Source organism: Actinopolyspora lacussalsi (genome assembly GCA_030803735.1).
Taxonomy (GTDB): domain Bacteria; phylum Actinomycetota; class Actinomycetes; order Mycobacteriales; family Pseudonocardiaceae; genus Actinopolyspora; species Actinopolyspora lacussalsi.
In genome coordinates this window covers 4,911,095-4,935,241 of sequence record JAURUC010000001.1, presented here as the reverse complement: position 1 = coordinate 4,935,241, position 24,147 = coordinate 4,911,095, and the positions used below count along the sequence as shown (strand labels likewise).

The following is a 24,147-nucleotide window of genomic DNA, read 5'->3' as shown; positions in this document are numbered from 1 at the left end:
TGTGATCCACGACTCGTAACGTGCTGTTCATCCGGCGGTATCGCCGTACACGGATTCCGCGCCGGTGCGCCCGGCCGCGAGAACCGGGACAGCGGGACGCGAAGTCGACGTGAACGATCCGGATTTCGCAGGGAAGAAACCATGACAGGACGACTGATCCTGCGCGTGACCGCCGCGGTCCTGGGCGTGGTCGTCGTGGGGGCGGGCCTGACCGACGCCCACACGAAGGCCTCCGGTGGGAAAGACCCCCGGGACAAGCTGCAGCTGATGGCCCCCGCCGATCCGGGCGGAGGCTGGGACACCGTGGCCAGGGAGATCCAGAGCTCGGTGGACGCCCACGGCCTCTCGCGCGCCACCGAGGTTCTCAACGTGCCCGGGGCCGGCGGCACCATCGGGCTCTCCCGGTTGGCGAACCAGTCCGGCAAGGGCAACAAGCTGATGATGAGCGGGGCGGTGATGACCGGCGCGGTCCAGACCACCGACTCCGCCACGACGCTGGACGACGTCACCCCGATCGCGCGACTGGCCGACGACTACGAGGTCGTGGTGGTGCCGAAGGACTCGCCGTTCCGCACAGTGGAGGACCTCATGTCGGCCTGGCGAACCGACCCGCGCTCGGTCGCGATCGGCGGCGGTTCGGCGGGCGGTACGGACCACCTGTTCGCGGGGATGCTGCTGCGCGCCGCCGGGATGAGGACCTCCGAACTCAACTACATCGCCTACGCGGGCGGCGGTGAGGTCGTCACGGGGCTGCTCGACGGCGGACTCGACGTCGGAGTCTCCAGCTACGCGGAGTTCGCCGGACAGATCGAAGCGGGCAAGCTGCGTGCGCTCGGGGTGTCCGCCAAACGCCCCTTGGAAGGGGTCGACATTCCGACCTTCGTCGAACAGGACGTGGACGCCTCGTTGGCCAACTGGCGCGGAGTCGTCGCCCCGCCGGGGCTGTCGGATGCCCAACGCGCGGAGCTGGAAAAGATCGTCACAACCGTGCACGGGAGCGAGCAGTGGCAGGACGCGGTGGAACGCAACGGCTGGAAGGACACCTTCCAGACCGGTGCGGAGTTCCGGTCCTTCCTGGAGTCCGAGACGGCGCGCATCAAACGAATCAGCGAGGAGCTGGGCCTGTCATGACCACATTCGTGCAACGAACCGCTTCGCGGCAGCGGGGCGGCGCGAGCGCTTCCGGCTCGTTCTGGACCGGGCGCAGTGAACTGTTCGTGGGCGTACTGGTCGGCGCGATCGGTGGTTTCCTGCTGCTGCGGACCGCGATGATGGACGTGCCCTCCTCGGTCAGCTTCCTCGGCCCCCGGTTCTTCCCGGCGGTGGTCGGCACGCTGCTGGTGGTGCTGGGGGTTTCGCTGGCCGTGCGGGTGGCGCTGCCCGGACATCGCGCCACCGTTACGGACACGACCGCGACGGAGGAGCGGACCGCCGCGGAAGCCGACGCGGCCGGAGCGCGCAGCGACTGGAAACCGTTGCTGCTGACCGCGGGAACCCTGGTGGCGCATCTGGCGCTGCTGCGAACCGCGGGGTGGATCGTGGCGGGAGCCCTGCTGTTCTGGGGTGTCTCCTGCGCGTTGGGAAGCAAGCACAAACTGCGTGACCTGGGGATATCGGTGATCGTTTCGTCCGCCGTGCAACTGGCGTTCTCGGCCGGGCTGGAGCTGTCCCTGCCCTCCGGGCTGCTGCTGGAGGTGCTGTGATGGAAACGCTGTCGCTGCTGCTCGACGGGTTCGGCTCGGCTCTCACTCCCGTCAACCTGCTGCTGTGCCTGGCCGGTGTGGTGCTGGGAACGGTCGTGGGCGTGCTGCCGGGACTCGGCACCGCCATGGCGATCGCCCTGCTGGTGCCGGTCACGTTCCAACTGGACCCCACCGGCGCCTTCATCATGTTCGCCGGGGTCTACTTCGGAGGCCAGTTCGGTGGGGCGACCACCGCGATCCTGTTGAACACCCCGGGGCAGAGCTCCTCGATGGCCACGGCGTTCGAGGGCTTTCCGATGGCCAGGAACCGCAGGGCACCGCAGGCACTGGCCACGGCCGTGCTCGGTTCGTTCCTGGCCAGCATCGTGGCCGTGACGCTCGTGGTGTTCTTCTCGCCGCTGATGGTCGACCTCGCGGTCGGGTTCGGTCCTCCCGAGTACTTCGCGCTGACCGTGCTGGCCTTTCTCGCGACCTCGGCCGTCGTGGCGGGCGACGTGCTGCGCGGCCTGAGCGGACTGGGGCTCGGGCTCGCCCTGGCGATGGTGGGTATCGACGAGCAGAGCGGTGCGGTCCGGTTCACGCTGGGGAGCCCGCGGCTGCTGGACGGGATCAGCATCATCGTGGTGACAGTGGGGCTGCTGGCGATCGGTGAGGTGCTGTACGTGGCCTCCCGTGCACGGCGGAAACCCGCCACCGAGACGGTCGCCTCGGGCAGACCGTGGCTGAGCAAACGGGATCTGGGTCGCTCCTGGCGGCCGTGGTTGCGCGGCACCGCACTGGGTCTCCCCTTCGGCGTGATCCCGGCGGGTGGTGCGGAGATACCGACGTTCCTGTCCTACGGGACCGAGAAGACGCTGTCCCGCCGTCGTGGCGACGACGAGTTCGGCCGGGGCGCCATCGAGGGCGTGGCCGGTCCGGAGGCGGCCAACAACGCGACCACGGCCACCTCGCTGGTGCCGCTGCTGGGGCTGGGGCTGCCCACCTCGGCCACCGCGGCGATCATGCTCGGCGCGTTCCAGCAGTACGGAATGCGTCCCGGACCACTGCTGTTCACTCAGGAGGCCGACCTGGTCTGGGCACTGCTGGCGAGCCTGTTCATCGGCAGCGTCATGCTGCTGTTGCTGAACCTGCCGTTCGCTCCGGTGTGGGCGAAGCTGCTGCGGATCCCGCGCAACTACCTCTACGCCGGGATCGTCGTGTTCGCCACCCTCGGGGTCTACACCGCGAGGTCCTCGTTGTTCGACGTGCTGCTGCTCTACGTGGTGGGAGCGCTCGGTTTCCTGCTGCGCCGCTACGGCTTCCCGGTGGCGCCGGTGTTGATCGGCGTGATCCTGGGGCCGCTCGCGGAGACCTCGATACGGCGGGCGATGGCGATGAGTCAGGGAGACGTGGGAGTGCTGTTCGCCAGCCCCTTCGCCGTGGGGATCTACTCGATCCTGCTGGTGGCGGTGGTCGGATCCACCGTGCTGCGGGTGCGGCGCGCGCGGGCGGCCTGACACCTCTCCATTCAGCGACACACCGCTCCTCGGAAGACCCCGCAACGGACCTTCCGGGGAGCGGTTGTCCTGATCGGCCATCAGCTGCCCCGGAAGGATCACCGAGGTGAAGCACCTGATCCCGGGTATCCGGCACGATGGGTTGGGGAAATGACCGCTCGACTGACAGTGCTGGGCAGTTGCGGTGCCTGGCCGGAATCGGGCCGGGCCTGCAGTGGCTTCCTGCTGGAACACGCGGGTTTCCGCGTGGTGCTGGACCTGGGCTACGGAACACTGCCCGGGTTGTTGCGGCTGCTGGGAAACACGACAGCGTCCGGTGTGGACGCTTTGATCGTCACCCACCGGCACCCGGACCACATGGTCGATGTGCACGGTCTGTTCCGCGCCCGCTGGTTCGGCGAGCGCGACGGTGCGGCGATACCGCTGTACGCGGCTTCCGGTGTGTGGGAACGGCTGTGCGAGTTCGAGGAAGGTTACACCGAACCGCTGAGCCGGGTATTCGAACCACATCCGCTCCCCGCCGAGAAGTATTCGGTGGGGCCTTTCCGCCTCGAATCCAGGAGCCTGCCCCACTTCGTCCCCAACGCGGGGGTGCGCCTGAGCTGTGACGAGTTCGTGCTCGCCTACACCGGGGACACCGGCCCCTCGCCGGGGATTCCCGCGCTCGCACGGGAGGCGGACCTCCTCATCGCGGAAGCGACCGACCGTCACCAGCAGGAAGGTGTCCCGCCGACGGACACCGCCGTGCGGCACGATCTGACGTCCGCGGAGACGGGGCGGATCGCCGGGGAAGCCGCGGCGCGAAAGCTGCTGCTGAGCCACTTCTGGCCGGGCAACGACCGGGAGAGGTCCCGTAGGGAGGCGGCCGAGTGCTTCTCCGGCGAGGTAGTGCTCGCGGACGAGGAGCTGGAGATCACGCTCCCCTGAGGCGGCGCGTCGGCAGGACGGTTTTTCGGCGCCGGAGCGTCGAACTCGGGGCGTCCCGCGCTCCGGCTCCTCCGGAAGGACGAATCCGGTGGTCCCTCCGATGCGGAATTCACCACGGACGGCCTCTCGAAATCATCGGTTCTTCACCGCGGTATTGACCGGTGTTGACCCTCGCTTGTCACGCTGCTGTGGTCGGCTCACCCCAGCACGTGAGGAGAACGGCCGTGCGACGTCTTTCGATCGCGTTGACCACCGCGTTATCCGCGGGGACACTCCTGCTCGCCTCGGCGGGAACCGCCGCCGCATATCCACCCGACCCGCCCGGCGAATCCACCGCCCGGCAGCAGCTCGCCGAGCTCACGGTGAGCGCCGAGGGGTCCATGAGCGGCTACGACCGGGACAGGTTCCCGCACTGGTCGAGCCAGTCGGGCAACTGTGACACCCGGGAGGCCGTGTTGCGACGGGACGGCAGCGGCGTCTCCGTCGGCTCGGACTGCTACCCGGACTCGGGGAGCTGGTACAGCGTCTACGACCAGCGGTGGGTGAGCGACCCCAGCGAGGTGCACATCGACCACGTGGTCCCGCTCGCCGAGTCCTGGCGCTCCGGCACCGCGAGCTGGAGCGACGCGAAGCGGGAGGACTTCGCCAACGACCTGGACACCCAGCAGCTGATCGCGGTGTCGGGCACCTCCAACATGACCAAGAGCGACGACGACCCGGCGGCGTGGCAGCCCTCCAACACCGGCTACCACTGCGTGTACGCGCGCAGCTGGATCAACGTGAAGCACGTCTGGGAGCTGAGCGTCGACTCGGCCGAGCAGAACGCGCTGTCGAACATGCTCGACAACTGCTGATCGGGGTTTTCCGGTCGGTCCGAAGTTTCCGGCTGCGGCAAGACCCGCGCCGATCGGTCAACAGCACGGGAGAACGTCAGCGAGGTAACGGCCGGAACCGCCGGGCGCCCCGGCCTGGCGGTTCCGGCCGCGCGGCGAGGTCCGGTCAGTCCCACTCCAGCGCCGCACCGGACTGGTACTCGGTCACCCGCGTCTCGAAGAAGTTCTTCTCCTTCTTCAGATCGACGGCCTCCGACATCCAGGGGAACGGATTCTCCGGTTTCGTCCGGTTGATGCGGTCGATCCCGAGAACGAAGTGAGTCGACTCGTCCCGGAGGGCGTACTGGTAATGCTCGGCGTTGCAGAGCATCCTGTCATGACCTACTACCGATCGGGCCGCCGACACGGCGTTGACAGCGGAGTGACCGGCCTTCGGTTCCACTGCTGTGGCACGGGGTGTTCAACGGTCGGAAGGCGTAACGTTGCTCGTGATCACGGCGACCCGAACGTGGCAGCACCCCGGAGGAAGGGCGGATGGACCAGCACGAGGATCCCCGGGAATCGGCTCCGTTCAGCTCGTTCGCTCCCCCACCGGGGGAAGCGCGGACGGACCGACCGAACGCGGCCCGGATGTACGACTACTACCTGGGCGGATCCACCAACTTCGCGGCGGACCGCGAAGCGGCCGAGGCCGGATCGGCCGCGATGCCGCACGCTCGCGAGTACGCGCGGGCCAACCGGGCCTTCCTCGGCCGCGCGGTCGGGTACCTGTCCGCGCGGGGGATCGACCAGTTCCTGGACCTGGGCTCGGGCATTCCGACCGTCGGCAACGTGCACGAAGTGGCCCAGTCGCTCGATCCGACGGCCCGGGTGGCCTACGTCGATCACGAACCGGTGGCGGTGGCACACGCACAGCGGCTGCTCGCCGAGCACTCCGACGTGACGATCACGCTGGCCGATGTCCGGGATCCTCAGGCGGTGCTCACCGCTCCCGGCGTGGCGGGACTGCTGGACTTCGGTCGCCCCGTGGGAGTGCTGGCGGTCGCGGTGCTGCCGTTCGTGCCGGAGCAGCGGGCCGCACGGGAGATGATCGCCGCCTACCGCGAGGCGTGTGTGGCGGGAAGCCATCTGGTTCTCTCACACATATCCGCGATATCGGCCACCGAGCGGCAGGTCGCCGATGCCGAGGAGGTCATGGCCCGCACGCCGACACCTGTCAGATGGCGCCCTCCGCACGAGATAACCGAGCTGATGGAGGGCTACGAGCTGGTGGAACCCGGACTCGTACCGCTGCCGAGCTGGCGCCCCCAGAACACGGCCGCCCACGAGGAGATCGAGGTCTCGAACGCGTACGGGGCGGTGGGCAGGCTGACACGTTGAGCAGCGGACCGACATCTGGCGGGCACACCGCTCAGAAACGGCGCTGACTCGGCACCGGCACGGGGTAACCGAACCTGAGCAACGCGTGCGGGGGCCCCGGTAGTCCGAGCCGGTCCCGCAGCCCCGCGCGCACCTCGGTGAGGTTGAGCGGTTGCGTGATGACCGAGGCCGCCAGCCCCAGGCTGGTGGCGGTGAGCCAGGCGAACTGCATGGCCTCACCGGTGCGGAAGTGCGCGGCCGGATCATCGGTGCTGGTGGTCAGCACCATGATCGACTCGTTCGCGATCCACTCGGCGAGATGCCGTTCGTCGGGGAGTCTGCTGCTCGAGCCGACGAGGCCGACGGCTGCCACTCCCTCGGTACCGAGATCCTCGGAAGCGATGCCACCTCCCGGATCCACACCGCCCTGACCGTCCACCAGCCACATGGCCAGTTCCCGTTGGTAATGACGGTCCTTGCGGTGCACCCGGGCCGCGTAGCCCAGGATCTCGGCAAGGGTCCGCGCCTCCTCGATGCCGGTTATCCAGCGGGCGTGGACGTCGGAGGAGCTCCCCGCCGCCAGCAGCGCCTCTCTCGCCACGTGGGGGAGCCGCTGTTCGTGGAACGGCTTGCGGTAGCTGGTGCGCCGGGTGATAGCCCGGAAGCGCTGTCCTTCGGAAACCGACGGCTGCTGCCGATTCGTGGCCTTGACGGTGGCGACCAACCGGGGATCGTCGGATTCGCTCTCCTCCGGCCCCCGTCGCACCAGGGCCGCCCAACCGAGCGCGCGCACCCCGAGGAACAGGTTGGTCACCGCCGCACCGCAGGAGAGTCGCCGATCCCTGCCCTCCGGATCGTGCTGCTCGAGTGCCACGTCGGATCGCTCGCGCAGCAGCGCCGTGCGGTCACTCGTCGTCAGTTCCCAGGGCTGGGTGTTGTGCACCGAGGGGGCCCGGGCGACCGCGTCCTCCAGGCTGTGGACCTCTTCGGGTGACCAGCCCTGTTCGGTTGTGGAAGTACCGGCTCGTCGCCGGTGCGGTCTGAGCCAACTCATGGTCGACCCCCTGCGACACGAGTGTGCGCGCTCGCCGCGGTATCGCGATGAATCGGCACTGGTGGCGACCGAAGTGCCGGGCGGGATCACCGAGCGCGAAAGGGCCGGATATCGAAATCCCCGGGCTCACTATGCCGCCGGGCGGGGAAAGACGCAGTCCGAGTGGCGGAACACGGCGGAGTTCGACGGATATATGTCCGAAACGTGGGCGCGCACGTGGTGCCGCGCCACGGTCCGTGAAAGCACGGGCGACAACCCGGACGGGCTCCCCCGGCGGGAACACCGCCCGGGCTCGGGATCATCCGAGCACGGGCAGCCCGATCGCGGCGTCGACGGCCAGGGCCAGGAACAGCCCGCTGAGATAGCTGTTCGACAGGTGGAACAGCCGCATCGGGTTGACGCCGCGACCACGGCGCACCCCCTGGTGCAACCGCTGTGCCACTACCAGGAACACCGCACCGATCGCCACGGCGCAGCCGACGTAGATCCAGCTGGTGACCGGGATCAGCAGCAGCGTGCTCGCCACGGTGGCCCAGGTGTAGGCCAGGATGCGCGCCGAGACCTGCCGCGGGGTCGCCACGACGGGAAGCATCGGCACGCCCGCCCGCTCGTAGTCGGCGCGGTACTTCATCGCCAGTGACCAGAAATGCGGCGGTGTCCAGAGGAAAACCACGGCGAACATCACCACCGCGGGCCACTCCACGGTTCCGGAGACGGCCGCCCAGCCGACCAGGACCGGCATGCAGCCGGCGGCGCCGCCCCAGACGATGTTCTGCGAGGTGCGTCGTTTGAGCACCAGCGTGTAGATGAAGACGTAGAACAGGGTGGCCGACAGCGCGAGTGCCGCCGCCAACAGGTTCGCCCCCGCCCACAGCACGGCGAACGAGGCCACGCTCAGCACTATCCCGAACACCAGGGCGTGGGTGCGCGGAACGCGGTAGCTGACCAGCGGGCGGGACTTGGTGCGGTCCATGACCGCGTCGATGTCCGAGTCGGCGACGCAGTTGAGCGTGTTCGCGCTGCCCGCGGCCATGGCTCCCCCGACCAGGGTGATCAGCACGAGCAGCAACGATGGGATACCGCGTTCGGCCAGGAACATGGCCGGAATCGTGGTGATCAGCAGCAGCTCTATGACGCGCGGCTTGGTCAGTGCCAGATAGGCGCTGAGCACTCCGCGCGCTCCGGCGCGGCCGGTGGACCTCTCGTCGTCCCCGGTGGGTCGTGTCGCGGTCGTCATGTCTGTGCCGACCCGGTCTGCTGGGTTGTCCCGGCCGCGGGACCGTACTTTGCTGTGCTCCACACGCGGAACCACTGAACCACCTTGTGCTCGGCGAAGAAGGCACCGAAGGGAATCGTTCCGGCCAACAGGACCAGGATCATGGGCCCGATGGGGACCCGCAACAGCCGGGTGATCAACAGTGCCAACACCAGATAGACCATGTACAGCCAACCGTGGGCGATTCCGATGACGGTGGTGGCGGTCTCACCGACGTGCTGCACGTCGGTGCCGCTCGGCCACCCGTACTTGCCCACCATTGCCACGCACAGTGCGATCAGCAGCACGGCCGTCACATACGCCATGACCCGGTAACCGGTCAGCAGAACACTCGGCTTCACGACAACTCCCTCAATCCCGCCTCGTGCCTCCACCACGACCGCGGCGGCGATGTCCGTCCCGTTCGTGGGCCGATGGATCGGCTGCCGTCGTGGCACGCGGATGAGGCGGGCCACCGTGGCTGCCCGTCGTTGAAGACCGTACGCCACGGCTCACAGCGACTTGCGACTACCTGACACCGACAGTGGTCTCGGCCACGTCGGGCGGGAACAACGGCGCTCCGAACCGCGCGGTTCACGCGAGGCGCGGGACGCCCACCAGGGCGGAACACCGCGAGCGTTCGGAGGGCGACTCCGCGCGGCAGCAGCCCCGTGGGCGTCCACCCAGTGAGCTGCTGCCCCGCGAGCGAACACCCGACGTGCCCTGCCGCTGCGAGCGGCGAACCGGGAGGCAGGCTCCCGCTACCGATCGTGGCCGAGTCGGTACACCTAGGCCACGAGCTCGTAGGAACGCGACTCGGCCTTCCGGTCGGCGACGTTCACCGTGATCATCAGTTCGTCGTCCCCGGTGGTGGCTCGGAGGCCGACGAAGGGTTCCGTCCTCCGGCACACCCGCCGAACCCGATGGTCGTGCCCGTGCGACCTTCCGAGTCGATGGTGCGGTTCACACCGCTCTTCCACCCCCGCTCCCCCGAAGAGAGTGGATTCTGCGGGCCGGGGCCGGAATCCACCGGCCTACCACTTCCGCACGTTTCACGAACATTCTTCCGATCTGTTTCGTGTTCCCACCGAATTCGCGCGCGAGATCCACGCATCGCCCCACGAAAAATGAATTACTTTCATTCAGCTATACGTCTCGCTCGTTCGAGTGAGAACGCGGACGTGCGCATCAAGCGTGCGCCGGAAAATCCGTCACTCCGCTTAGGATCACCAGCAGCACAGTGTCGAGCGGAAGTGCGGTGGACCATGGAAGACGAGGCCATCGTTCCCCTTAGGCCGGGGTTCGACAACGAGTTCCGCGGATTCAACCGAAAACAGGTTCTGGAACACATCGAACTACTGGAGGACCAGATCCGGATCCTGGTCACGGACAGGGACGAGGCGATCCGGCTCAACGAGGACCAGCGGCGCATCACCGACGAGACGCGCAGGCAGATGGAAGAAACCGCCGGTGAGTTGAAACGGGTGCAGAACGCCGATACGGGGCAGCCCTACATCACCGCGCGGATGCAGCACATGCTGAACATGGCGGAGGAAGAAGCCACCGCCATTCGTGAGCACGCCAATCGTGAGGCCGAGACGATCCGCGGCGTCGCCGAGACCGATGCCGAACGCATCCGGAACGAGGCGGAGAACCGCGCGGCCGAACTGCGTCAGGAGTGTTCGGAGCTCGTCGACGACCTCGAGGAACGCAGAAAACGTCTCGACGAGGAGCACGCTTCGCGCGCCGCCCAGGTCGAGGCGAGGGCCGAGCAGCTCAAGCAGTCCTACCGCAGTACCTACGAAGAGGCCCTGACAGCCGCGCGCAGGGACGCCGACGAGCTGCTCCAGAACACTCGTCAACGCTGCGGCGACCTGGAGGAGGACGCCCGTCGCAGGCACAGCGAGCTCATGAGTGAGCTGCGTTCCCGCGCCGAACAGCTGGAGGACCTGCGCAGCAGGTTGGTGCAGAACATGGACGCGGTGGCCACCTTCGTCGGGCAACAACGCGACGTGCTCAGCGAACAACCCCGACCGCTGTTGATCGTCGAACAGCCCCAGCGGGAGCAGGCCCCCTCGTACGCCACCCCCGGTGACGAGGCAACCGGCGAGGCACGCGAAGCGCTCTCCCCCGCCGAACCGGAAATGCCCCGGGAATCGTCGGTGGAGGAACGCATCCCGTTCCAGCCGGACCAACAGGCCGCGGAGACCGGCAACCGTCCGATCCCCGTGAACCCCGTCACCGAGGACGATCCGGTACACGACGAAGTACCCGTGCTGAACAGGGCCAACCCCCTGGGCACGGATGGCGAGAACCATCCCCACTCGGTCGACTACGGACACTGATTCGATGACTGCTGAGCTGATCCCGTGGGCTCCGGCCGGATGGCACCTGCTCCGGCTGGGGCTCGCGGTGCTTTCCGGAGTCCTGCTCACAGCGCTTCCGGCCACGATCCTGCTCGTTCGAGCACGGCGACGGCAACAACGGTTGCGCAGGCAACTGGCCAGACTGACCACCTCGACGGCCCTGTTGAACGGGCCGGGGCGCAACGGACAACCGAGACGGGTCGGAACGGGAGTTCCCCAGGAGGACGAGGCGCAGCACGCCACGTCCCCCGAGGCGGGCGCGGCGGAACCGGGTGACAGAGCGGACCCGGCACGGGACGAGGAAACCCGGAACCGGCCGGTCGCGCCTTCCGGTGTGGACGCACCCACCGAACCCGACGCGACGGCCGGAACCGATGTGTCGGAGCGATCCGCCCGAACCGAACAACCCACGACCACCGGGAACCCGGCCACAGAGAACCCGACCACCGGGAACTTCGGTGCCGAGACGCACTTCGGCAGCGAGGAGAGCGCGGAACGGTTCCGCCGGGAGTACATCCAACCGATGGACGACAGCAAACAACGGTTGGAGGAACTGCGCATGAGCCTGACCGGCGAACTGCGTATGGAGGAGAACGGGCATTCGGGCGACGGACAGCAACAGCGGTAGCGCCGGGGACACCCGACGGCGACCGGAACTCCCACGCCAGTCACGGCACGCCGGTAAGCACCACTCCCCTCGTGGCGGGACCGGCGATCCCACGTCTCGATCCGATACGGCAACCCAACTCTCGACCATCATCGAGCCGACCCCGCAGGGCAGTCGCGGACAGGAGGATTCGACATGGAAGACGCCGCCGACGCCGTGGTACCGCTCCGGCCCGGGTTCGACGTCGGGTTCCGCGGATTTCAACGAGAGCAGGTACTGGAGCATCTCGAGGTACTGGAGAACCAGCTCGAACTGGTGACCATAGACCGCAACGAGGCGGCTCGACTGAACTCGGATCTGCGCGAGCTCTACGACCGGACCCGCCAGGAGCTGGCCGAGACACAGCAACGCCTGCACCACGTGGAATCCTCGGAAACGGGCCTGCCCGCCGCGTCCCAGCGGGTGCGGGAGATGCTGGAGCTGGCCGAGGAGGAACTGCGGGCCATCCGCGAACAGGCCGGACACGAGGCGGAAGTGATCCGAGGTTCCGCGGAGAGCGAGGCGAACCGGCTGATCGAGCAGGCCGAGAACACCGCGGGCGAGCTGCACGGGCAGTGCGAACGGCTGCTCGCCGAGCTAGAACGCCGCCACGAACGGTTGCACCGCGATCGGGCACGACAGCTCAACGAGCTGCGGGAGCGGGAACAGCGGATGCGCCGGTCCGTCCGGGACGCCTACAAGTCGCTGATGAGCGCGGCCCGGCGGGACGCGGCCGAGCTCGTGGAACGAACCCGCCGCGAATGCGGCAGGCAGGAAGCCGAGGCGGAACGACACAGGCGGGAGACCCTGGAGGAAATCACCCGGCACCGCACGGAGCTGGAGTCGCTACGTGACCACGTGCTGAACACGCTCGACACGGCCAGCGACACCATCGGTGCCTCCGCGGTCTCACTGCGCAAAACGCCGGACCGGGGCGAAGCCCCGACGCCGGACGAGTCCGGGCAGCAGGGGACGGCGCGGCACGACGACGCTTCCGGTCAGGGGGATCGGGAAACGGCCGAAGTCGCCCCGGAGTCGGAAGTGCCCCGTTTCGTCACCTCCCCCACTTCGATCCCGGTACAGCTGACTCCGATCCTCCCCGAAGCGGAGGACGGGACGCCGGAACCGGCCTCGGGCACCGACGGCTCCGCACCGGAAAACTCGGTGATGGCGAGCACCCCTGACCCCCGCGTGAGTGAGTACGAGTACGAGCCCCCGGCGGGACAGTCGGATGCGGTGGCCCCCCATGAGGAGGGGATCACCACCGTCACCGGCACGGTTCCCGGCTCGCTGGAAGAGCAGGATCCCGCCGGTCGGAACTGAACCGGGACGACCGGAGAAAGCGCCCCCGAACGACTGCCCCGTTGACGGACACGGTGAAGGCAGTCCCGAACCAGGTGAAGGCAGTCCCGAAACAGCAGAGAGGAGCACCCGCGACGATGGCGCTGGCACAGCTCACCTTCCCGGCGATCGATCTGCTCGCACTCACCTTCCTGGCCGGTTTCGGTGTGGCCACCTTGGTGTTCGTACCGCTGTTGCGGCGCGAACACCGGCGCGGCAACCGAGCCGCGACCAGATCCCGGCGACAGGCCCGAGTGGTGAGCGACGCGCTTCAGTCGAGCACGACGCCGGCGAGCACACCGGCGTCCCCGCCGTCGACCGCACCGTCAACCACACTTTCGACCGCACCGGAGAATCGGCCTCGAAACGTGGACGAGGAGACCGATCCGGAGTCGACCCTGCCGGACGGCGAGGACGCGGCGCGCTCCGGAACCACCGACGAGGCCGATCTCGACACCGGGCGCTCGTCCACCGCCCGCCGGAGCGAGCGGATCGAACTGTGCGCCGCCAAACACCGGGTGCGATTCGGGCAGGCGAAAGCTCGACTGCTGACGATCAGCGACGAACTCGAACTCCACTGACCAAGGGCACCGCGGAACGACTCCGAAGCCGTTCGCTATCCTTACTCCAACGCTGACCGGCCGAGGAGTACGTTTGACCGCCCCTTCACCGGAACGGGAAACCGTGTATCTGGTCGGCACCACCGGCCACCCCAACTACGGCGACGAGCACATCGCCGCCTGCTGGCTACGCCACCTGGCACACCAGGCACCCGACTCGGAGGTCTGGCTGGACTGCCCCAATCCCGGGCCGAGTGAGGTGTTGCTGGGAAGGCTGCATCCGAACGTGCGGTTCACCGACACCCTGTGGCGACTCTGCTGGCACGCGGACTCGCGGGAACCGTGGGAGGTGGCCTCGTTCGTGCGCCAGGCGATCCACGACCCCGGGAGAGCACCCCGCTGGGTCGCGGGCGTGGTCGCGGCCATTCGGACGGACGTGGTGCACGTCATCGGTGGTGGCTACATCAACGGGATCTGGCCGCACCACATCGGGTTGCTCGCGGCGGCCGTGGCGATCGGCGAACGCTCCGGTGCGCGGCTGGCGATGACCGGGCAGGGCCTGACGCCGCTACCCGGCGAGGCGAGGCAGCTGTTGAGTGCGTTGGCGAGGCGGTTCGACGTGGTGGACGTGCGGGACACGCCCTCGCTGGACGCGCTGGCCAACGTGCCGGAAGTCACCGCCACCGGCGACGACCTGTTCTTCGGGATCACGCCCCACATGTACCGGCAGGACGACTGCCCCGAGGTCATGGTCTGCGTGCAGTCCGACCTGCTGAGCATGAGCCGGGCCGCGCTGGCCGGTTTCGTGCTCGAAACCCTGCGGCGCTGGAAAACCCCCTCCGAACGCATCGGGTTCGTGGAGGGGATGCCGCTGGTGGATCGCGAGATCTACACACTGCTGCGACACGAGCTGCCCGACGCCCGCTTCTACCCGTTCTCCGACATCATGAATTCGGGACTGCCCGCCACCGCCGAACAGCGGTGGCTGTCCACCCGGTTCCACACGCACCTGGTCGCGGCGGCGACGGGAGCGGCCGGAACCGCGGTGGCGATCGATGCCGACTACTACACCAGCAAACACGGTTCACTGATCGCCAGCGGCTCCGGTTGGTCGCTGAACACGGATCTGAGTACCTCGGTGGCCACGGAACCGACCGGTGGATTCGACCTCGGCACGCTGGATTCGCTTCGCTCGGCCAAGGCAGAGCTGGCCGCCAAGATCTACTTCCAGTAGAGCCCTGACGGCTCGGTCCACGTAGCTACTCACTCGGCGGAACCTCTGGCACGGCTCTCGCTCCGGGGAAGCCCGACATCGGGTAGCGACGCCCCACCGGCTCCGGATGAGCGCGTCAGTCGTGCGGCTCGGGCAGCCATGCCGCGGTGGGCCAGGTCTCGGTCTCCCACGCACTGTTCCAGAACAGCCATTCGTACTCGCTGCACCGCACGAAGGCGGTGAGCATGCGTCGCCGCGTGTTCTCGTCGGTTCCCGCGGCGAGCCTGTCGGTGAGCTCCCTGGCACCGAGTACCGCGTTGGCGAACTCCTCGTCGGCATAGGTCGCGATCCAGCGCCCGTAGGGATGACCGGCCGTCGTCCCGGTGCTCTCCAGAATCGTGCTGCCCACGTGCTGGTACACCCAGAAACAGGGCAGCAGCGCTGCGACCAGCACCGGATAGGGCTCGCTCAACGCGGTGGCACGCAGGTAGGAGGTGTAGGCCAGGCAGGTCGGCGAGGTCTGGACACCCGCCATCTCGTCCTCGGTGAGACCGAGCTGTTCGATGTAACCGGCGTGCAGCTTGCGTTCCTCGGCCAGCGCTCCGTGTGCGCTGCCCGCCAGGAAGGCCGCGTCGCCGGGCTCGTCGGCCCTGCTCGCGGCGGCGGCCAGTGCCTGTGCGAAGCCGAACAGGTAGCGCGAGTCCTGCACGATGTAGAACGCGAACCGGTCCCGTGGCAGGCTGCCGTCGGCCAGTGCCGTGTTGAACGGGTGGTGCACGATCGCACGTTGCAGTTCGGCGGTGTAGGACCAGGCTTCGGCGCAGAAACCGCCGGGGACGGGATCGGGAAGGCGGTAGCTCATGTCTTTCCTCAGCTTCGGCGGCTCGATGTGGCGCGGGCGGAGTTGTTCAGCTGCGTGGCGTGGTCTCGCCGGGCCACCAGCGGTAGAAGTGGTGCACCGGGCCGTGGCCCTGTCCGACGTCGAGCAGGTCGGCCGCGCGCAGCGCACCGGTGAGGTAGTCCTTGGCCTCGCGCACGGCGGTGGACCAGTCTCGCCCCAGGGCACGCAGTGCCGCCGTGGCGGCCGACAGGGTGCAGCCCGTGCCGTGGTCGTTCTTGGTCAGCACGCGCTCGTGCGACAACAGTTCGACACCGCTCGCGGTGCGCAGCACGTCCACGCTGGATTCACCGCCCAGGTGACCACCCTTCAGCAGCACCCGCTCGACTCCCAGCCCGGCCAGCCGCTCGGCCTGGGCGGACATTCCCTCGGTACCGGTCGTCTCCGACACACCGAGCAGGTCCGCCGCTTCGGGCAGGTTGGGGGTGATCAGGTCAACGTGGGGCAGTAACTCGTCCCGCAACGCACGGACGGCGTCGGCGGCGAGCAACCGGTCGCCGCTCTTGGCGACCATCACCGGGTCCAGCACGACCTCGCGTGCCGAGTACTCGGACAACACCCCGGCCACGGTTCGGATGATGTCCGTGTCCGAGAGCATCCCGATCTTGACCGCGTCGACCCGCACGTCGTCGAACAGGGTCCGTAGCTGATCGGCCACGAAGTCCGCGGGGATCTCCCGCACCGAGGAGACTCCCGTGGTGGTCTGGGCCACGAGCGCCGTGGTCACCGCCATACCGTAGGTGCCGTGGGCGGAGAAAGCCTTCAGATCGGCCTGGATGCCCGCTCCCCCGCTGGGATCGGTACCGGCGATCGTGAGCACGTTCGGAATCACTGCTGCCCCTCTCACGGCTGGACGAGCACGGGGGCACGGCGACGACGTACGTGGTTCGTCCGGAACGGCCGCACACCGCTTCGGGAACAGCTGGAACCACCCGGCAACCGGGCGTGACGGCACACGTACGAACCGACAACACCGCGACGTCCCTCCGCTAGTGCGAACTAGTTCAGGTTCGACGGGTCTCTCTCAGCCCGGCCGAACGGTCGGGCACCCCGCGTCACTGGCCGGAGGCGGGTCGTTCGTTCCCACTCCGGCGAACCTCAAGATAGCAGCGGCGGTCAACGCCGAACCGGACAACGCCGCACCCGTTCGGCTCCGCTACTCGATCAGGCCGACCGGAAACCCCGGCAGCAGCGCTTCACCCTGCCGCACCTGCTGGTGCAGCGTTCCGGTGGCCAGGGAGTGCATCCGGTCCTTCCTGCCTTCGGCACGTACCTCCGCCAACGGCTGCCCGGCCCTCACCCGACTGCCGTCCGCAGCCAACCACCGGACGAGCACGCCCCTGGCGGTTTCCGGTATACGACCGCCCGGCTGTTCGGCGCAGTACAGCAACTCCGTCATCCACTGCCTCCGACTCGGCCAACGCGCGGTGTGTTCGCCGATCGGTCGCTGCCCGACCGGCCCGCGGGTATCTTCGAAAGGTGCAGCCTCCAAAACGCGCGGTCCCGGACGCAACACCGTGCGGACTCGTGCCGCGGAACGCGGACGGCGGCGGGAACGATAACCGCGTGGGCCGGATCGGGACACCACCGAAAAACCGAGCGGGCCCCACATAGTGGAACGACATCCGGCGAGTTATGTCACACCGGGGGCCGCGGCTCCCGCACAGCCACTCCGGGATCGTGAGGCCACGGACGACGGCGGACTAGAGTTGGGGCAATGAACAGCACTACCGAAGTACTCAGCAGCACGCGCGCCCGGCAGAACCCGGGGCAGGACCCGGCCACGGTCTGGGAACCGCTGGCGGGGCTCGCCGAAGCGGCCGCGGCGACCGCGAGTGGCTCCACCACGGTCGCGATCAACCGCGGTTTCGACCGCAAGGCGCGGGAGCGTGCCCGAGCGCTGCGGCAGCTGCTCGACGAGCGCGGGGTGCGGGCCACCGAGATCACCCCGGCACCGGACAGCGAGGAACTGCTCGCCGACAGCAGTGTCGACTCGGTGATCAACCTGGTGGGCACGGGGTCCTGGCAGCCCTACCGACTGGCCGCCAAGGAACGTGCGGCACTGCTGGCACCGCGTCCGGAGGAAGGCGAACCGGGCGAGAGTCTGCGGCGCGACGTGATCGCGATGAACCGGCAGGACTCCCGCAGGGACGCCGCACTGAGCAGGGTCGTGGTGCTTCCGGAGAACGCGACGGAAGGCAGCCTCACGCTCAACCGTGGCGGTGAGCCGCTGTCCATTCCCGGTGGGCAGGTCGCGATCACGCTGCACGAGGGGCAGCTGGACGTCCGCATCGAGGGACCTGACTACTCCGAGCAGCACTTCACCGCGGACCGGTTGAGCCTGGAGACGCACGGTGGTCCGCACCGCTTGATCCGCGACGAGATGCCGATCGCGGAGTTCGAGGGCTCGCTGGATTTCGTCTGCGAGCGGGAAGGTCTGGTCGTTCGCTCGGTCTGACCACCGCCCGTTCTCCCCGGCGTCTCCGGGACATGCCGGAGCGCGCCGAGGAACCGGTTCTCGTGCGACGAGCCGCCTGTTCCGGTCGTGGCGAGTTGCCCGAAGCTCTCAACGCCCCCGTCCGCCGGTGAGCCGAACACCGAGTGTGGCCACCCCGGCGACGGCGAGCGCCGGAACCGCCAGCGCCAGTGGCGCGAGTGTCCCGGGCAAGAGGGCGTTGTGGAGACTCCAGAGCGCGATGCACATAGCCGCACATGCCGCCAGGAACGCGGTGACCGTCAACAACCGACGACGGCGCGGGAGTTCACGAAGTCTCGCGCGGGCGTGGGAGGGAAGTCGGCCCACGGTCACCGCGATCGGCAGCACGGCCGCCGCCAGGATCAGCAGCCCGAGGACCGAATCGGCTCGCCTCGGCGAGTCGCCGAGTCCGACCAGCAGGCCCAGTGTTCCGACGGCCAGGATCAGCAGGGCCCGGTCGAGCACTCGCCACAGCCGCGTGTCGTAACCGCTCACCCCGGTGAGTGTGCCAGTCGATCCGAAGATCTGGACATTCCTGACGCTTCTCCCCTTCCTTGTTGACGCCACACAAGGCATTATCTACTCACGAGTAGATAGAGTTGTGAGGTGTGGCGTGACGAGTGAACGGACCCCTGAGAGCCGGTCTCGGAGCCCGTTGCCAGGGGCAGCCGGTGAACATCGAACCGAGCGAGCCGAACAGGGCGCGGTGTCCCGATGGTTCGCACGACGGGCGCCGGTACTTCTCGACGCCCTTACCCTGATCAGACAGGGTGTCGTCCGCCCGATGCGTCCGGACAGGCTGCTGCGGATCGCGATGGCCTACCGACGTTGGGGGATCGCGATTCCGCTCGGATACGCGGTGGGCGCGATACGCCACCCCGACCGGCCCGCCGTGATCGACGAGCGCGGCGCGCTGAGTTTCGCCGAAGTGGAGCAGCGCACCACCCGACTGGCGAACGGGCTGCGCGAGTACGGGGTGGAATCCGGATCCAGGGTGGCGATCCTGTGCCGGAACCATCACGGCTTCGTCGAGGGCCTGCTGGCGGCGAGCAAACTGGGTGCCGATTCCGTGCTGCTCAACACCGGCATGAGCTCCGAGCAGATGTCGGCCGTACTGGCCGAGCAGAGCGTGGCCGTGGTGATCTCCGACTCCGAGTTCACCGAGGGGCTGCGACTACCGGACGGTGTGGAACTGCTCGTGAGCTGGACGGAGAGCACGACGAGCGACACCACGCTGGAACAGCTGATCGGACGCTCCCCCGCGACTCCGCTGCCCAAGCGCCCCAGGCACGGCCGGATGATCGTGCTGACCTCCGGAACCACCGGCACACCCAAGGGCGCGCGACGCCCCGATCCGCCGAACCTCAGCCCGGCGACGACGATCATGTCCAGGGTGCCGCTGCGCAGCGGTGAACGAATGCTGGTCTGCGCCCCGATGTTCCACACCTGGGGGCTGGCCGCGTTCCAGCTGGGAACGGTACTCGGAGCCACCCTGGTGCTGCGCAGGGGATTCGACCCGCAGCAGACTCTCGCCGCGCTGCAGCGGCATCGCTGCGGCGCGATGTTCGCGGTGCCGGTGATGCTGCAACGAATCCTGGAACTGCCCGAGCGACAGCGGCGCAACTACGACCACCGCGAGCTGCGGATCGTCGCCTGCAGTGGTTCGGCGCTGTCCGGCACACTCGCCACCGAGTTCCAGCGGGCCTTCGGACCGGTGCTGTACAACTTCTACGGCTCCACCGAGGCGTCCTGGGTGAGCATCGCGAATCCGCGGGACCTGCGCACCGCCCCCGGCACGGCGGGCAAACCGCCCCGCGGCACGACGCTGCGGATCCTGGACGAGTCCGGATCCCCGGTGGCGGCCGGCGAGACCGGTGGTGTCCACGTCGGCAACGACATGCTGTTCGAGGGATACACCAACGGCAAGGAGGTCCGGCGAACGAACGGGTTGATGCCCACCGGCGATCTCGGCTACCTCGATCAGGAGGGTCGACTGTTCATCGTCGGGCGAACAGACGACATGATCGTCTCGGGCGGGGAGAACGTCTACCCCAAGGAGACCGAGGACGTCATCGCCTCCTTCGAGGAAGTCCGCGAGGTCGCGGTCACCGGAGTCGAGGACCCGAAGCACGGGCAGCGGTTGGCTGCCTTCGTGGTGCCGCACGAAGGCCACGAGTTGAACGAGGACACCGTTCGTGAGCGGGTGAAGGAGAAGCTCTCCACGTTCGCCCGCCCTCGTGACGTGGTGTTCCTGGACGAACTCCCCCGCAACGCCACCGGCAAGGTGGTCCCGAACCGGCTGCCCTTCCGGGACGCGTCCGAGTAGAGCTCCGTCGACCCCGCGCAGCCGGGAACGCCGGGGTGGGATCGCTCGTGCGGCGATCGTTCCGGGAGGTCCGACGTCGAGTGGTCCACCACGCCACGTCGGGCCTCCCGCACCGCGGGAGCCCGCGGCGGTGACGACGCACCAGCGGTTTCGCGTGCACCCACCGTGGCGCGTTAGGCTGACCCCGGTGAACGATCGTCTAGTGTGGATCGACTGTGAAATGACCGGGCTGGAGCTCGGCAAGGACGCGTTGATCGAGATCGCCGCCCTGGTCACCGATGCCGACCTCAACATCCTCGGCGAAGGCGTGGACATCGTGATCCACGCCGACGAGGAGACGCTGCGGACCATGCCGGAGGTCGTGCGGGAGATGCACGACCACTCCGGGCTGACCGAGGAGGTACGCCGCTCCACGGTCACACTCGCCCAGGCCGAGCAGCGGGTGCTGGAGTACTTGCGGGAGCACGTGCCGAACGGGCGGTCCGCACCGCTTGCGGGGAACTCGATCGCCACAGACCGCGGTTTCATCGCCAGGGACATGCCGGAACTCGACCAGTACCTGCACTACCGCATGGTGGACGTCTCCTCCGTCAAGGAGCTGTGCCGCCGGTGGTACCCGCGTATCTACTACGCCCAGCCGGAGAAAGGGCTGGCACACCGGGCACTGGCGGACGTGCGGGAATCGATCCGGGAACTGGCCTACTACCGGCGCACAGCGTTCGTCCCGCATCCGGGGCCTTCCAGCGAACAGGCACAGGAGATCGCGGACGAACTGCTCGCCGAGGAGCAGGTCGGCGGTACGGAACGGGCGAAGCGGCGTCTCGAAGAGGAATGAGCTTCGCTCCATCCGGTTGCGCAGCGAAATCGGGAACGCGATCGGCAAAAGGGGATCCCGTTGCGAGCCCGAGAACCGGCCACGCTAGGATGGGATCCGTTGCCCGGTGATGAGACCGGGTGAGCACGGTGGGTGTAGCTCAGGCGGTAGAGCACTGGGTTGTGGTCCCAGGAGTCGCGGGTTCGAATCCCGTCACTCACCCCGCAGAAGGCGGTCCCGATATCGGTTTCCGGTGTCGGGGCCGCCGTTTTCGTATCGGGCGGCGTTCACGGGGACCGTCCGCACGACATACGCCGGACCGGGGTGTGTGCCCATCACGCCCCCGGTCCGGGCTTCACCCGGCAGCTCACGATCGGCCCCTCGCCGACCGCGTTCCTCGGGCGCCGGTTCCGGGATGCCGGTTCCGGGCCGTCAGTCCTGGGCGAAGCGCTCGGGAAGCATCCTGCCCAACCTGCCGGTGAGTTCCAGCGCGCGGCGCGCCCAGCCCGGTGAGGCCGCCGCCAGACCGCACGTCGGCGTGGGAACCACCTGTTCGGCGAGGACCCGCTCGGAAAAGCCCAGCTTGGTCACGAAGGTGCGTACCGGCTCGGCGAGTTCGCGCAGTTCCGGCTCGCGCCGGGGCTCGGTGGTGGGGACCATGCCCAGCAGCACGGGAAGCCCGGCGTCCAGGACCTCGCCGACCTCTTCGGCGAACTCCTCGGAGCAGGACTCCAGCGTCCCGACGTCCAGACTCAGCGCCCCGGCACCGGCTCGGCGCGACAACCGCACGGGGGGCCGTGCCGCGCAGCAGTGCACGATCACCGGTCGTGCCACGGCTTCCCCCAACCGCTCGATGGTGTGTTCGAGCAGCCGCTGCACCTCGGGCTCCGGGAACGCGGGGACGGTTCCGTAGCCGGAGGGAGTGGGCAGATCACCGGAGAGCACGGCGGGCAACGTCGGTTCGTCCAGCTGCAGCAGGACCCGCCCACCGGTGCGTTCGGCGACCAGTGCGGCGTGCTCGCGAACCCCTTCCACCAGCGCTTCGGTGAAATCGCGCAACGCGCCGTGGTCGGTCAGCACGCGGTGTCCGCGCTCCAGTTCGATACCCGAGGCCAACGTCCAGGGCCCGGCGACCTGAAGCTTGATCAGCCGGGGTTCGGTGTCCGCGGCGGTGACTTCCTCCAGCGCGTCGAGATCCCAGCGCAGCAGATCCACCGCCCGACGCTGGTCGCGTCCCGGGGTACGAGCGACCCGGTAACCGGACGGCACGACCTCGACAGCCAGGTCGGGCAGCATTCCGGCGGTACGCCCCAGCATGTCACCACCCACGCCACGAGCGGGCAGTTCCGGCATCGGGGTCAGGTCGGGCAGTTCCCCCGCCACGATCCGTGCGGTTTCCAGCGGATCGGTACCGGGCATGGAGCCGATGGCGGTCGCGGTACCGGATTTCCAGGGCTGTCGCTGCGTCACGCGACCATTCTCGCAACCGAGTTCGCGCCGTCCGCCAAACGGGAATCAGGCGTTTCTCATGGGAGCGGATCCACACCGGGAGTCATCAAGCTTCACCGCACTCGCGCGTGGTGTCCACGTTTTGTCGTGGTCACTTCGGCGTGACGAACGCCGAACAACCACCCACGCGGTCGGCACCGCCGCGGGTTCTCCCGTGCGGCTCTCGCGAGGACGGCCCCGACGTTGTGTAGTAACTACCCGATGGCGGGGCACCCACAGCGAGAGCCGTGCGAGAGGTTCCGCCACCCGCACCGCCACGAAGAACGAGCCGACGTCACAGTTTCACCGGGTGCCAGAGATCTTGGCACTCCCGAGCACGAGATCACCTGCCTCCTCGGGCCGGTAGAGCACCACCGACTGCCCGGGAGCCACGCCGCGCATCGGTTCGTGAAGCCGCACCCGGACACCCTCGTCGGTCGTCTCGGCCACGGCACGGCAGGTCTCACCGTGTGCGCGGATCTGGGCCACGCACTCGGTCGGCCCGTCGATGGGGCTCTCGGAGGGCCAGATCGGCCGATCCGCGTCGATCTCGGTCACCGAGAGTCGTTCCGCCGAACCGACCTCGACCGTGCCGGAAACCGGCTCCAGCGAGAGCACGTAACGCGGCCGTCCGTCGGCGGCGGGTTTGTCGATGCCGAGCCCCTTGCGCTGTCCCACGGTGAAACCGTGCACTCCGGAGTGCTCGGCGAGCACCTCGCCCGAGTCGGCGTCGACCATCTCTCCCGGCCGCTCACCCAGCTTGGAGTCCAGGAACTTCTTGGTGTCGCCGTCCGGGATGAAGCAGATGTCGTGGCTGTCCGGTTTCTGCGCCACCGCGAGATCGCGCCGCTCCGCCTCCTCGCGCACCTCCGACTTCAGCGAGTGCCCCAGCGGGAACATCGCGTGCCGCAGCTGTTGGGGGGTCAGCGAAGCGAGCACGTAGGACTGGTCCTTGTCCTCGTCCCTGCTGCGGCGCAGCTCCGGAACTCCCGACTCCTGCGAGAGCCTGGCGTAGTGCCCCGTCGAGACGGCGTCGAAGCCGAGCGCGACGGCCTTCTCCAGCAACGCCTCGAACTTGATCTTCTCGTTGCAGGTCATGCACGGGTTGGGGGTACGTCCCGCGGCGTACTCGCCCACGAAGGTCTCGATGACCTCCTCGCTGAACCGCTCGGCGAAGTCCCAGACGTAGAACGGGATCCCCAGAATGTCCGCGGCACGTCGCGCGTCGCGGGAGTCCTCCACGGTGCAACAGCCGCGGGCTCCCGTTCGCAACGTCCCCGGTTTGGCGGACAGCGCCAAGTGCACGCCGGTGACGTCGTGCCCCGCGTCCACAGCTCGGGCGGCAGCCACCGCCGAATCCACACCGCCGCTCATCGCCGCGAGTACTCGCAC

24 protein-coding genes, 1 tRNA gene, 1 pseudogene and 1 riboswitch are annotated in these 24,147 nt (G+C 68.3%); of the genes and pseudogenes, 15 read left to right on the top strand and 11 right to left on the bottom strand.

Annotated elements, in window-relative coordinates; translation table 11 throughout:
* The first annotated feature begins 141 nt into the window (after positions 1-141).
* The 5 genes from J2S53_RS22075 to J2S53_RS22055 all read left to right on the top strand — a co-directional run bounded on the left by J2S53_RS22075 (position 142) and on the right by J2S53_RS22055 (position 4,980).
* Positions 142-1,131, top strand: a complete 990-nt coding sequence (locus J2S53_RS22075) for a Bug family tripartite tricarboxylate transporter substrate binding protein (RefSeq protein ID WP_456242600.1) — start codon at positions 142-144, stop codon at positions 1,129-1,131.
* The gene (locus tag J2S53_RS22070) at positions 1,128-1,703 is read left to right on the top strand and encodes a tripartite tricarboxylate transporter TctB family protein (RefSeq protein WP_456242599.1); all 576 of its coding nucleotides are present in this window, start codon (positions 1,128-1,130) and stop codon (positions 1,701-1,703) included. The genes J2S53_RS22075 and J2S53_RS22070 overlap by 4 nt, the downstream gene beginning before the upstream one ends.
* The gene (locus tag J2S53_RS22065; RefSeq protein WP_456242598.1) at positions 1,703-3,199 is read left to right on the top strand and encodes a tripartite tricarboxylate transporter permease; all 1,497 of its coding nucleotides are present in this window, start codon (positions 1,703-1,705) and stop codon (positions 3,197-3,199) included. The genes J2S53_RS22070 and J2S53_RS22065 overlap by 1 nt, the downstream gene beginning before the upstream one ends.
* Before the next feature lie 150 nt (positions 3,200-3,349).
* Complete coding sequence (locus J2S53_RS22060) at positions 3,350-4,126, top strand: MBL fold metallo-hydrolase (RefSeq protein WP_456242597.1); 777 nt, start codon at positions 3,350-3,352, stop codon at positions 4,124-4,126.
* Between the two features lie 224 nt (positions 4,127-4,350).
* Entirely contained in the window at positions 4,351-4,980 is a 630-nt protein-coding gene (locus tag J2S53_RS22055) for an HNH endonuclease family protein (protein WP_456242596.1), read from the top strand.
* A gap of 145 nt (positions 4,981-5,125) precedes the next feature.
* Here the strand turns inward: J2S53_RS22055 and J2S53_RS22050 are convergent.
* Positions 5,126-5,239 (bottom strand): annotated as a pseudogene (locus tag J2S53_RS22050) (ribonucleotide-diphosphate reductase subunit beta); the annotation flags it as partial.
* A 254-nt stretch (positions 5,240-5,493) separates the two neighbouring features.
* On the opposite strand from J2S53_RS22050, the gene J2S53_RS22045 reads away from it, so the two are divergent.
* Positions 5,494-6,339 carry an SAM-dependent methyltransferase gene (locus J2S53_RS22045; protein WP_456242595.1) on the top strand — a complete coding sequence of 282 codons (846 nt, stop codon included), beginning with the start codon at positions 5,494-5,496 and terminating at the stop codon, positions 6,337-6,339.
* A gap of 31 nt (positions 6,340-6,370) precedes the next feature.
* Here the strand turns inward: J2S53_RS22045 and J2S53_RS22040 are convergent, their stop codons facing one another.
* The 4 genes from J2S53_RS22040 to J2S53_RS22025 form a co-directional block, all read right to left on the bottom strand.
* Entirely contained in the window at positions 6,371-7,372 is a 1,002-nt protein-coding gene (locus J2S53_RS22040; protein WP_456242594.1) for an Acg family FMN-binding oxidoreductase, read from the bottom strand.
* A 298-nt stretch (positions 7,373-7,670) separates the two neighbouring features.
* Entirely contained in the window at positions 7,671-8,609 is a 939-nt protein-coding gene (locus tag J2S53_RS22035; RefSeq protein WP_456242593.1) for a heme o synthase, read from the bottom strand.
* Positions 8,606-8,989: a DUF3817 domain-containing protein gene (locus tag J2S53_RS22030; RefSeq protein WP_092975737.1), complete on the bottom strand. Its 384-nt coding sequence runs from the start codon at positions 8,987-8,989 to the stop codon at positions 8,606-8,608. The genes J2S53_RS22035 and J2S53_RS22030 overlap by 4 nt, the downstream gene beginning before the upstream one ends.
* Before the next feature lie 426 nt (positions 8,990-9,415).
* On the bottom strand, positions 9,416-9,538 hold the full coding sequence (locus tag J2S53_RS22025) for a hypothetical protein (RefSeq protein ID WP_456242592.1): 123 nt from the start codon (positions 9,536-9,538) through the stop codon (positions 9,416-9,418).
* 354 nt (positions 9,539-9,892) lie between these two features.
* On the opposite strand from J2S53_RS22025, the gene J2S53_RS22020 reads away from it, so the two are divergent.
* The 5 genes from J2S53_RS22020 (at position 9,893) to J2S53_RS22000 (ending at position 14,774) form a co-directional block, all read left to right on the top strand.
* On the top strand, positions 9,893-10,972 hold the full coding sequence (locus J2S53_RS22020; RefSeq protein ID WP_456242591.1) for a hypothetical protein: 1,080 nt from the start codon (positions 9,893-9,895) through the stop codon (positions 10,970-10,972).
* A 4-nt stretch (positions 10,973-10,976) separates the two neighbouring features.
* The gene (locus tag J2S53_RS22015; protein WP_456242590.1) at positions 10,977-11,621 is read left to right on the top strand and encodes a hypothetical protein; all 645 of its coding nucleotides are present in this window, start codon (positions 10,977-10,979) and stop codon (positions 11,619-11,621) included.
* A 174-nt stretch (positions 11,622-11,795) separates the two neighbouring features.
* On the top strand, positions 11,796-12,962 hold the full coding sequence (locus J2S53_RS22010; protein ID WP_456242589.1) for a hypothetical protein: 1,167 nt from the start codon (positions 11,796-11,798) through the stop codon (positions 12,960-12,962).
* A 116-nt stretch (positions 12,963-13,078) separates the two neighbouring features.
* A complete protein-coding gene (locus J2S53_RS22005; protein ID WP_456242588.1) occupies positions 13,079-13,561 on the top strand; it encodes a hypothetical protein in 483 nt (160 codons plus the stop codon).
* Between the two features lie 73 nt (positions 13,562-13,634).
* On the top strand, positions 13,635-14,774 hold the full coding sequence (locus J2S53_RS22000; protein WP_456242587.1) for a polysaccharide pyruvyl transferase family protein: 1,140 nt from the start codon (positions 13,635-13,637) through the stop codon (positions 14,772-14,774).
* Positions 14,775-14,889: 115 nt separating this feature from the next.
* On the opposite strand, the gene tenA is transcribed toward J2S53_RS22000, so the two are convergent.
* The 3 genes from tenA to J2S53_RS21985 all read right to left on the bottom strand — a co-directional run bounded on the left by tenA (position 14,890) and on the right by J2S53_RS21985 (position 17,050).
* The gene (gene tenA / locus J2S53_RS21995; protein ID WP_456242586.1) at positions 14,890-15,615 is read right to left on the bottom strand and encodes a thiaminase II; all 726 of its coding nucleotides are present in this window, start codon (positions 15,613-15,615) and stop codon (positions 14,890-14,892) included.
* 46 nt (positions 15,616-15,661) lie between these two features.
* A complete protein-coding gene (gene thiD, locus J2S53_RS21990) occupies positions 15,662-16,483 on the bottom strand; it encodes a bifunctional hydroxymethylpyrimidine kinase/phosphomethylpyrimidine kinase (protein WP_456242585.1) in 822 nt (273 codons plus the stop codon).
* Between the two features lie 132 nt (positions 16,484-16,615).
* Positions 16,616-16,714, bottom strand: a riboswitch (TPP riboswitch).
* A gap of 93 nt (positions 16,715-16,807) precedes the next feature.
* Positions 16,808-17,050: a hypothetical protein gene (locus tag J2S53_RS21985; RefSeq protein ID WP_456242584.1), complete on the bottom strand. Its 243-nt coding sequence runs from the start codon at positions 17,048-17,050 to the stop codon at positions 16,808-16,810.
* Positions 17,051-17,368: 318 nt separating this feature from the next.
* On the opposite strand from J2S53_RS21985, the gene J2S53_RS21980 reads away from it, so the two are divergent.
* Positions 17,369-18,109: a hypothetical protein gene (locus tag J2S53_RS21980; protein WP_456242583.1), complete on the top strand. Its 741-nt coding sequence runs from the start codon at positions 17,369-17,371 to the stop codon at positions 18,107-18,109.
* A gap of 108 nt (positions 18,110-18,217) precedes the next feature.
* Here J2S53_RS21980 and J2S53_RS21975 read toward each other — a convergent pair whose 3' ends face one another.
* Entirely contained in the window at positions 18,218-18,622 is a 405-nt protein-coding gene (locus tag J2S53_RS21975) for a hypothetical protein (RefSeq protein WP_456242582.1), read from the bottom strand.
* 289 nt (positions 18,623-18,911) lie between these two features.
* Here J2S53_RS21975 and J2S53_RS21970 point away from each other — a divergent pair, with 289 nt between their 5' ends.
* The 3 genes from J2S53_RS21970 to J2S53_RS21960 all read left to right on the top strand — a co-directional run bounded on the left by J2S53_RS21970 (position 18,912) and on the right by J2S53_RS21960 (position 21,489).
* Positions 18,912-20,453, top strand: coding sequence for an AMP-binding protein (locus J2S53_RS21970; protein ID WP_456242581.1), 1,542 nt, complete (start codon positions 18,912-18,914; stop codon positions 20,451-20,453).
* Positions 20,454-20,640: 187 nt separating this feature from the next.
* Complete coding sequence (gene orn, locus J2S53_RS21965; RefSeq protein ID WP_092975768.1) at positions 20,641-21,288, top strand: oligoribonuclease; 648 nt, start codon at positions 20,641-20,643, stop codon at positions 21,286-21,288.
* A 128-nt stretch (positions 21,289-21,416) separates the two neighbouring features.
* A tRNA-His gene (locus J2S53_RS21960) sits at positions 21,417-21,489 on the top strand.
* Positions 21,490-21,699: 210 nt separating this feature from the next.
* On the opposite strand, the gene J2S53_RS21955 is transcribed toward J2S53_RS21960, so the two are convergent.
* A complete protein-coding gene (locus J2S53_RS21955) occupies positions 21,700-22,737 on the bottom strand; it encodes a methionine synthase (protein WP_456242580.1) in 1,038 nt (345 codons plus the stop codon).
* 321 nt (positions 22,738-23,058) lie between these two features.
* A complete protein-coding gene (gene mnmA, locus J2S53_RS21950) occupies positions 23,059-24,147 on the bottom strand; it encodes a tRNA 2-thiouridine(34) synthase MnmA (protein ID WP_456242579.1) in 1,089 nt (362 codons plus the stop codon).